Below are 8,968 nucleotides of genomic sequence, written 5' to 3'. Positions count from 1 at the left end.
CCATGCAAGTGCGCTACCAGGCTGCGCTACACCCCGACGTAAGCCGCGCAGTATAGCCTGAAACAACCGGCCTTCCGCCTCACACCACCAGCAATCCGCGAATGGAGATGAGCTCCTGCCGCATCTGGATCATCGACACCTCGGTGGTGATCACCTCGGGCACGGGAACCTCTTCTGTCTGGTCAGCGGCGCCATTAGCCACCATCTCGTCGGCCTCGACCAAGTCGGCCGTATCGGGCTCCTTGTCATTGAGCCCCGCTGCATCGGCACGGGAGTGAACCAGATCGGTCAGACGATTGCGCGCCCCACTGATGGTGAAGCCCTGCTCGTACAGCAGTTCGCGTATCCGGCGAATCAACAGCACCTCGTGGTGCTGGTAGTAGCGGCGGTTACCGCGTCGTTTCATGGGTTTGAGCTGCGTGAACTCCTGCTCCCAATAGCGCAGCACGTACGGCTTCACGCCGCACAAATCGCTCACTTCCCCAATGGTGAAGTAGCGTTTGGCAGGGATGGCGGGAAGCGCTTTCTCCATGTAAATCAATAAGATCGGGAGAGAAAGCTAGACTTTACTCGAACTGCTCGCCGGCCAGTGACGCGCTTTCGCGATTTGTTCCCGCCGATCTGCGGGGGCCGACCACACCGCGATTTTCTTTCGCCCGTGCGCCGGCGTCACGGTGCGTGACTTCCGGCACGGCCATTGGCAGAGCCTCCGTCGCTAAGCTGTTTTGGAACTTCCCAGTGGCCGCACCCCGAGGGAAAACCCCAGGCGCAGAGAGAAGTCAGTCGGCAGCCGTTTGAACCGGGCGCGGGACGGGCAAGGCCCCGACAGCGGCCTTGAGCTCTTTCGCGTCTGGCACGCGATCGAAGCGGAGCACCTGGTAGCCAGCTTCCATCAGCATCGCGTCGCTTGCCGAATCGGCTTCAGCATCTGCTTTGTGGTTCGGATCATCCAGCTCAATGACGGCCAGCACCTCGAACGCCGGCGTGCAAAGCAAAAAATCAGCGACCTTGCGATCGAATGTACTTTGCGTGCTTTTGCTGCGGCTGTTGACCAGCGAAGAAAATGCCACTTGAGCCAGCACGACCTGGTCGGGAAAGGCCTCACGCAGCTTGAAATACATCGGCTGCTCGTTCTTCGACAGCAAGCGCCGCCGCCAGATCTTGTCTCTGTCGCCTGCCGTTCGGGTCTTGCCTCGCATCAGGAACGCGATGGCAACGATGGCCAGCAAGACCACGACAGTAATCACAATGACGGTCATTTCCTCTCCGGTTTTGTACGAGCGGCGACGCTACTCGAAATCGTCACCCGCCGGAATGTCCCCCTGCACCACGCCCTTGAGTTTGTGGCTCGCATGAAACGTGACCACGTTGCGCGCCTTGATGGGGATGGCTTCGCCAGTGCGGGGGTTGCGCCCCGGGCGAGGCGCCTTGCGGCGGATGTTGAAGTTGCCGAAGCCCGACATCTTGACGTCGTCTCCGGTCACCAAGGTGCTGTGGATGATGTCGAAGAAGGCCTCGACCATGTCTTTCGACTCACGCTTGTTGAGGCCCAGGCGCTCGAAGAGCAACTCCGCCAGTTCCGCCTTGGTCAGCGTCGGCGTCTCGAGCGTCGGCAGCAGCATCACGCGCTCAGGCGGTTTGTCGGGTGGGGTGGTGGTCATTCGGGGGCTTTGGTTTCAACCACGCAGTCGCACGCCCAGGCGCGACTGCAGCGCCTTGAGCACGTCAGCCTTGACGGCTTCGATGCGTTCATCGGTCAGGGTGGCGGTGTCGTCGAGCACTTCCAGACGCAGCGCCAGGCTGCGCTCGCCCGGCGCCATGTCGGCCGGGGTCACGGCGGGCTTGTAAACGTCGAACAGTTTCACCGAGCGGATCAGGCTGGCCTCGGCCGATTTGACCGTGTCGATCAGCGCTTCATGCGTGACCTGCTCACTCGCAATCACCGCGATGTCGCGCCATGCCGACTGCTGGCGGGGAATGGGCTGGAACACCGGCACGTCGCACTGCTGCAAGGCATCGGCTTCGAGCTCGAAGACGATCGGCGCCACCGGCAACTCGTAGCCTTGGCGCCAACGCGGGTGCAGCTCGCCGACAAAACCGATCGCGCGCCCGTCAACTTCAATGCGAGCCGATCGGCCCGGGTGCAGCGCCGGATGTTCGGCCGGGACGAAGCGTGCCTGGCGAGGGGCAAGCAGCGCTTCGACGTCACCCTTAACGTCGAAGAAATCAACGGCGCGCTCCTTCGCCGCCCACTGCACATCGTCAGCGCTGCCATGGGCCAGGCCGGCCACGCGCATGGGCTGAGAAATACCGGCCACCGAAAAGTCACCCTCTTGGGCGCTGGCATCGCGCTTGAACACACGGCCCACCTCGAACACGCGCACGCGCGTGGCCTTGCGGGCGAGGTTGAAACGTAGCACCGACACCAGGCTGCCGATGAGGCTGGAGCGCATCACTGACAAGGGGCTGGCGATGGGGTTGAGCACACGAATCGGTTGCTCGTTGCCCGCCAGTTCACGCTCCCAACGCTCTTCGACGAAGCTGAAATTGATCGTCTCCTGATAGTCCAGGCCGGCGAGTTGGTGCCGCAGCGTATGCAGGCTGCGACTCGACTCCTTGCTCACCCGTGCCGTGACGGGCGCAAGCGGCGGCGTCTCAGGCAGCGTGTGGTACCCCAGCACACGAATCACTTCTTCGATCAGATCTTCTTCGATCTGCAGGTCGAAACGCCAGCTCGGTGGCGTGACAGTCAACACACCCGCAGCCTCCGACACCGGCAAGCCCAGACGCTGCAACACACCCACGCACTGCGCTTGTGTGACCGGCATGCCAATCACCTTGGCGGCACGCGCCACACGCAGGCTGACGGGTTTGGCCTCGGGTAGTTTGACGAGTCGGTCGTCCATGACCGAGGGCTCACCACCGCAGATGTCGAGGATCAGTTGGGTGATGCGCTCGATGTGTTCGACCGTCAAGGCCGCGTCGACACCGCGCTCAAAACGATGGCTTGCATCGGTGCTGAAACCGTATCGGCGAGCACGGCCAGCCACCGACTCGGGCCACCAGAACGCAGCCTCGACATACACGTGGCGGGTATCGTCCGACACCGCGGTGGCGTCGCCTCCCATGATGCCGGCCAGTGATTCGACCGCCTGGTCGTCGGCGATCACACCGACCGTTGCATCAAGCTCGATGGTGTTGCCATTGAGTAGCTTGAGCGTCTCGCCGGCACGGCCCCAACGCACCGTGAGGCCGCCGTGAATCTTGTCGAGATCGAAGATGTGCGACGGCCGGCCGTACTCGAACATCACGTAGTTCGAGATGTCGACCAACGCCGTGACCGAGCGCTGCCCGCAACGTGAGAGCCGATCCACCATCCACGCCGGCGTGGTGGCCTTGGTGTTGACGTTTCGGATGATGCGACCCGAAAAACGACCGCACAGGTCAGGCGCTTGTACCTTCACCGGCAATTTGTCGGCATGCACAGTGCGTGCGGCCGGGAAGCTCGTTTGCAGCAGCGGCGAGCCCGTCAAGGCCGAGACTTCTCGAGCAATGCCATAGACGCTCAGGCAGTGGCCCAGATTCGGCGTGAGCTTCAGCGTGAACAGCGTGTCATCGAGGCGCAGGTGATCGCGAATCGAGGCGCCCACCGGCGCGTCATCCGCCAGGACCAACAAGCCGGCCTGATCCTCAGACAGCTTGAGCTCACGCGCCGAGCACAACATGCCCTGGCTCTCGACACCGCGCAGCTTGCTGAGCTTGATCAGGAAGGGCGCACCGCCCTCCTCGGCCGGCGGCAGTTGGGCACCGATGAGCGCGCACGGCACCTTGATACCAACTCGCACATTGGGCGCACCGCACACGATGTTGAGCACGTTGCCGCCGCCCGCATTGACGCGGCACACGTTCAGGCGATCAGCATCGGGGTGGCGTGTCACCTCCAGCACCTCGGCCACCACGACCTGGCTGAACGGCGGCGCGACCGGGCGCAGCTCTTCGACCTCCATGCCGGCCATGGTCAGCGTGTCGGCCAACTGCGCCGTGGAAATGGGTGGGTTGCAGAACTCGCGCAACCAGGACTCAGGGAATTGCATCTCTTGTTCTGCCTTACTTGAACTGCTTCATTTGAACTGAGACAGGAAGCGCAGGTCGCCTTCGAAGTACAGGCGCAAATCGTTCACGCCGTAGCGCAGCATCGTCAGCCGGTCCGGGCCCATGCCGAAGGCGAAACCGATGTAGCGCTCCGGGTCGAGCCCAAAGTTGCGCACCACGTTTGGGTGCACCTGGCCCGAGCCGGCCACCTCCAGCCAGCGCCCCTTCAGCGGGCCGCTGGAGAAGGCAATGTCGACCTCGGCGGAAGGTTCGGTGAAGGGGAAGAACGACGGCCGAAAGCGCAGCTGCAAATCGTCGGTCTCGAAAAAGTTGCGGAAGAAGTCGGTGAAGACCGCCCTCAAGTCCTTGAAGCTCACGTTCTCGCCGATCCACAGGCCTTCGCACTGGTGGAACATCGGAGAGTGGGTGGCATCGCTGTCCACGCGATAGGTGCGGCCGGGCGCGATGACGCGGATCTCGGGCATGTCGGCCTGACCGGCGTACTTGGCTGCATGGGCACGCGCATGGCGCACCTGCATCGGCGAGGTGTGCGGACGCAAATTGAGCCAGCGGCCTTCGGCGTCTTTCATGTCGACGTAGAAGGTGTCTTGCATTGAACGCGCCGGGTGGTTCTCGGGGTTGTTCAATGCGGTGAAGCTGTACCAGTCGGTTTCGATCTCGGGGCCGTCGGCCACGTCAAAACCCATGGAGCCGAAGATGGCCTCGATGCGCTCCATGGTGCGCGACACCGGGTGCAAACCACCCTCGCCGCGCTTGCGCCCGGGCAGCGTCACATCGAGCGATTCGGCCTTGAGCTGCGTGGCAAGCTCGGCATCGGCCAGCGCCTGGCGGCGCGCGTTGAGCGCGGCTTCGACCTGCTGCTTGGCCGCGTTGATCTCGGCGCCGCGCGATTTTTTCTCTTCGGGCGGCAACGCGCCCAAAGCCTTCAACAGCTCGGTCACACGACCGGCCTTGCCCAGGTAACGCGCCTTGGCGTTCTCCAGATCGGCGGGTGCACCAGCCTGCAAGAAGTCGGCTTGCGCGGATTGCACCAGTTGATCGAGGTCGTTCATCGGTTCAGTGATCTGTTTTCACGACAACAAAAAAGGCCGCACACGAAGTCGGCCTTGGAGAGCTTGCCTCAGCGGGCCGGAGCCAACCGAGGTCTTGCTGTGACGCCGGTGGTGCTTGCACACCGCCCGGCGCTGTTCACGGCATTCAAGCGAGCTGGGCCTTCACCTTCTCGACGATGCTGCCAACAGCGGCAGGATCATTCACGGCCATGTCGGCAAGAACCTTGCGGTCGATGTCGATGTTGGCCTTCTTCAGACCTGCCATGAATTTGCTATAGGTGACACCCATACCCCGGCTCGCCGCGTTGATACGCGCAATCCAGAGCTGACGGAACACACGCTTCTTCGTGCGGCGATCGCGATAGGCATATTGCCCAGCGCGCATGACCGCTTGTTTGGCGATGCGGAATACGTTCTTGCGGCGGCCACGGTAACCCTTGGCGAGTGCGAGAACTTTCTTGTGACGAGCACGTGCGGTTACACCACGTTTAACGCGAGGCATGTCTTTTCCTTATCTGAAGTAGTACTGAGACAGCCGGTCAAAGACCAGCGAAGGGCAACATCTTGGCGATGCCGCCCATGTCTGTCTTGTGAACGGAGGTAGAGCCACGCAGGTGGCGCTTGGTCTTCGTCGACTTCTTCGTCAGGATGTGGCGCTTGAACGCTTGACCGCGTTTGACGGTGCCACCAGGACGCACGCGAAAGCGCTTTTTGGCGCTGCTCTTGGTCTTCATTTTGGGCATGAACTGCTCCTTTTAAATTGCTCCTGCAGGCGCCCGCAAAACAACTTGCGGTCTTGTGAGCCTGCAGAGGCTTCTTGCAACACCCTGGCGACCAAACCAGGGCGCTGAATCCTTTACATCACACTCTTCAATCTCAGCTGCGCTTCTTCGGGCCCAGCACCATGATCATCTGGCGCCCTTCGAGCTTGGGCATGTTCTCGACCACCGCGCAATCTGCGAGGTCGTCGCGGATGCGCTCCAACAGGCGCATGCCGATGTCCTGGTGGGTGATCTCGCGGCCGCGGTAGCGCAGCGTGACCTTGCCCTTGTCACCGTCTTCTTCAATGAACCGGCGCAGGTTGCGCATCTTGATCTGGTAGTCGCCTTCGTCCGTGCCCGGGCGGAATTTGACTTCCTTGATTTCGATGACCTTCTGCTTCGACTTCGCTTCCGCGGCGCGCTTTTGCTCCTGGTACTTGAACTTGCCGTAGTCCATCAGGCGGCACACAGGCGGGTCGGCCTGGGCTGCGATCTCGACCAAGTCAACGTCCAGTTCACCCGCCATTCGCAAGGCTTCTTGCGTGGAGACGATACCCAGCGGTTCGTTCTCTACGCCATTGAGCCGGACTTCCGGCGCCATGATCTCGCGGTTGAGGCGGTGCTTGCGCTCCACATTGGGAGTACGGCGGTCAGCAAAAGTAGCGATAGTTCAATTCCTTCAGCGGACTCCAAGGCATAAGAATCCAAAAACAATCAAACGCGCGCCCAGCTGTCAGACCCCCTCTCGTCAAACACGATCAGCAATGTCGCTCGCGATCTTCGATTGGAAGTCTGCGAGGGGCATCACTCCGAGGTCTTGGTTGCCACGAGCGCGCACGGCAACGGCCCCGTTTGCCTTCTCCTTGTCGCCAACGACCAGGAGGAACGGAACCTTTTGCATAGAATGCTCGCGGATTTTACGGGTAATTTTCTCGTTGCGCAAATCGCATTCCACTCTAAGCCCTTGTTTTTGAAGCGTTTTCGCTACTTCCTGGGCGTAAGCAGCCTGGTCGTCGGTGATATTCATCACCACCGCCTGCACTGGAGCCAGCCACGCCGGCAGCGCGCCAGCGTGCTGCTCGATCAGGATGCCGATGAAACGCTCCAGGCTACCGACGATGGCTCGGTGCAACATGACCGGGTACGCCTTGGCGCTCGTTTCGGTGACGTACTCACCACCCAGCCGCTCGGCCGTGTTGAAGTCGACCTGCATCGTGCCGCACTGCCACTGGCGGCCCAAAGCGTCCTTCAGGGTGTATTCGATCTTCGGCCCATAGAAAGCGCCATCGCCCGGTGAGACGATGAACTCACAGCCTGAGATGCGCAACGCTTCCATCACGGCATGCTCGGCCTTGTCCCACAGGGCATCGGAACCAACGCGCTTCTCGGGGCGAGTGGCGACCTTGTAGATGATGTCGGTGAAGCCGAAGTCCTTGTAGACCTTCTGCAGCAGTGTCGTGTAGGCCACGCACTCCTCGAGGATGTGGTCCTCGGTACAGAAGATGTGGCCGTCGTCTTGCGTGAACCCTCGCACGCGCATGATCCCGTGCAGTGCACCGCTGGGCTCGTTGCGATGGCACTGGCCGAACTCGCCGTAGCGCAGCGGCAGTTCGCGGTAGCTGCGCAGGGCCGACTTGAAGATCAGCACGTGCCCCGGGCAGTTCATCGGCTTCAGCGCGTACTCGCGCTTCTCCGATTCGGTCGTGAACATGTTGTCGCGGTAGTTGTCCCAGTGGCCCGTTTTTTCCCACAGATGCTTGTCGAGGATTTGCGGGCCCTTGACCTCTTGATAGCCGTTGTCGCGGTAGATGGCGCGCATGTACTGCTCGACCTGTTGCCACACGGCCCAGCCCTTCGGGTGCCAGAACACCAAGCCTGGCGCCGTCTCTTCCATGTGGAAAAGATCAAGCTCGCGGCCAAGCTTGCGGTGGTCGCGCTTCTCGGCTTCTTCGAGCATGTGCAGGTACCGGGCAAGATCTTCTTTCGTCGCCCAGGCCGTGCCGTAGATGCGTTGCAGCATCTCGTTGCGGTGGTCACCGCGCCAATACGCGCCGGCCACCTTCATCAGCTTGAAGTGCTTGAGCTTGCCGGTGCTGGGAACGTGCGGGCCGCGGCACAGGTCTTCGAATTGGCCTTCGCGGTACAGCGACACGTCTTCATTCGCCGGGATGCTGGCAATGATCTCGGCCTTGTAGTGCTCGCCCAGGCCCTTGAAATACGCCACGGCCTCGTCGCGCGGCAACACACGGCGCTCGACACGCTCGTCCTTCTTGGCCAGCTCGCTCATCTTGGCTTCGATGGCCACCAGGTCTTCGGGCGTGAAGGGGCGCTTGTACGAAAAGTCGTAGAAGAAGCCGTTCTCGATCACCGGGCCGATGGTCACCTGCGCTTCGGGGAACAGCTCCTTCACCGCGTAGGCCAGCAAGTGCGCCGTGGAGTGGCGAATGACGTCGAGTCCAGCGGCGTCCTTGTCCGTGATGATGGCCAAAGGCGTGTCTTGCTCGATGCGATAGCTGGTGTCAACGACCTTGGCGTCGGCGCCCCGCCCCACGCGGCCGGCCAGTGCGGCCTTGGCCAGGCCGGTACCGATCGACGCGGCCACTTCGGCCACCGTGACCGGGCCTTCGAACTGGCGCTTGGAACCATCGGGCAACTGAACTGAAATCATGATGAGGAAACTCCAGAAACAAAAAAGCGCGGGGGTGAGCCGCGCTTTTGAAAGATGACGAGAAAAGACGTGACGGAGCCGCGGCCGACTAGAGCTGTACCTGCCTGGTAGTAGTTCGCGGTGTCATAACCGTGGTGCCCTTCTCGCTCTTGCTCGTTAGGAAGGCCTGAATTGTAGAACAGGCTCAGCCCCGCGCGGTGTACTCGGAGAAGATGCCAAGCTCGACATGGCGCTTCGCATCGTGCAGACCCGCTGCGGCCAAGGCGCCCAGCACCTGCGGCGGTGCGATGCAGGTGGCAATGGTGTCCCAGTAATAGCGCCACAGCATCGGTGTGGCCGGTGCCTTCGATACAAAACGCGCCACAAGCGGCACG

The 8,968-nt window shown here is 61.7% G+C and carries 9 protein-coding genes and 1 pseudogene; all 10 read right to left on the bottom strand.

All coding sequences use genetic code 11. The annotated features are described in order from the left end of the window. Positions 1 to 79 precede the first annotated feature (79 nt). Positions 80 to 532, bottom strand: a complete 453-nt coding sequence (locus RMO40_RS04555; protein ID WP_309716923.1) for a MerR family transcriptional regulator — start codon at positions 530 to 532, stop codon at positions 80 to 82. 247 nt (positions 533 to 779) lie between these two features. Beyond that, positions 780 to 1,259, bottom strand: coding sequence for a DUF2726 domain-containing protein (locus tag RMO40_RS04550; RefSeq protein ID WP_309716920.1), 480 nt, complete (start codon positions 1,257 to 1,259; stop codon positions 780 to 782). Positions 1,260 to 1,289: 30 nt separating this feature from the next. Then, positions 1,290 to 1,661: an integration host factor subunit alpha gene (locus RMO40_RS04545; RefSeq protein WP_309716917.1), complete on the bottom strand. Its 372-nt coding sequence runs from the start codon at positions 1,659 to 1,661 to the stop codon at positions 1,290 to 1,292. Between the two features lie 15 nt (positions 1,662 to 1,676). Further along, positions 1,677 to 4,094, bottom strand: coding sequence for a phenylalanine--tRNA ligase subunit beta (pheT, locus tag RMO40_RS04540; protein WP_309716914.1), 2,418 nt, complete (start codon positions 4,092 to 4,094; stop codon positions 1,677 to 1,679). Positions 4,095 to 4,121: 27 nt separating this feature from the next. Next, positions 4,122 to 5,165 carry a phenylalanine--tRNA ligase subunit alpha gene (gene pheS / locus RMO40_RS04535; protein ID WP_309716911.1) on the bottom strand — a complete coding sequence of 348 codons (1,044 nt, stop codon included), beginning with the start codon at positions 5,163 to 5,165 and terminating at the stop codon, positions 4,122 to 4,124. A gap of 145 nt (positions 5,166 to 5,310) precedes the next feature. Then, positions 5,311 to 5,667 carry a 50S ribosomal protein L20 gene (rplT, locus tag RMO40_RS04530; RefSeq protein WP_309716908.1) on the bottom strand — a complete coding sequence of 119 codons (357 nt, stop codon included), beginning with the start codon at positions 5,665 to 5,667 and terminating at the stop codon, positions 5,311 to 5,313. Positions 5,668 to 5,704: 37 nt separating this feature from the next. After that, positions 5,705 to 5,908 (bottom strand): 50S ribosomal protein L35, encoded by a 204-nt coding sequence (gene rpmI, locus RMO40_RS04525; RefSeq protein WP_309716905.1) that lies wholly within the window; start codon positions 5,906 to 5,908, stop codon positions 5,705 to 5,707. Positions 5,909 to 6,041: 133 nt separating this feature from the next. Beyond that, on the bottom strand, positions 6,042 to 6,560 hold the full coding sequence (infC, locus tag RMO40_RS04520) for a translation initiation factor IF-3 (protein WP_309716902.1): 519 nt from the start codon (positions 6,558 to 6,560) through the stop codon (positions 6,042 to 6,044). Positions 6,561 to 6,674: 114 nt separating this feature from the next. Beyond that, positions 6,675 to 8,594 carry a threonine--tRNA ligase gene (thrS, locus tag RMO40_RS04515; RefSeq protein WP_309716900.1) on the bottom strand — a complete coding sequence of 640 codons (1,920 nt, stop codon included), beginning with the start codon at positions 8,592 to 8,594 and terminating at the stop codon, positions 6,675 to 6,677. Between the two features lie 184 nt (positions 8,595 to 8,778). Then, positions 8,779 to 8,968, bottom strand: a pseudogene (locus RMO40_RS04510) (class I SAM-dependent methyltransferase); the annotation flags it as partial.

The sequence above is a fragment of the Rhizobacter sp. genome (assembly GCF_031412075.1).
In the GTDB taxonomy this organism is placed as follows: Bacteria; Pseudomonadota; Gammaproteobacteria; order Burkholderiales; family Burkholderiaceae_C; genus Rhizobacter.
Note: the sequence above shows the minus strand (reverse complement) of the source record. Positions and strands in the feature narration are given on the sequence as shown.

Coding starts and splice junctions, on each gene's coding strand:
- RMO40_RS04555 (WP_309716923.1), bottom strand. CDS start 532: ATGGAGAAAGCGCTTCCCGCCATCCCTGCCAAACGCTACTTCACCATT.
- RMO40_RS04550 (WP_309716920.1), bottom strand. CDS start 1,259: ATGACCGTCATTGTGATTACTGTCGTGGTCTTGCTGGCCATCGTTGCC.
- RMO40_RS04545 (WP_309716917.1), bottom strand. CDS start 1,661: ATGACCACCACCCCACCCGACAAACCGCCTGAGCGCGTGATGCTGCTG.
- pheT (WP_309716914.1), bottom strand. CDS start 4,094: ATGCAATTCCCTGAGTCCTGGTTGCGCGAGTTCTGCAACCCACCCATT.
- pheS (WP_309716911.1), bottom strand. CDS start 5,165: ATGAACGACCTCGATCAACTGGTGCAATCCGCGCAAGCCGACTTCTTG.
- rplT (WP_309716908.1), bottom strand. CDS start 5,667: ATGCCTCGCGTTAAACGTGGTGTAACCGCACGTGCTCGTCACAAGAAA.
- rpmI (WP_309716905.1), bottom strand. CDS start 5,908: ATGCCCAAAATGAAGACCAAGAGCAGCGCCAAAAAGCGCTTTCGCGTG.
- thrS (WP_309716900.1), bottom strand. CDS start 8,594: ATGATTTCAGTTCAGTTGCCCGATGGTTCCAAGCGCCAGTTCGAAGGC.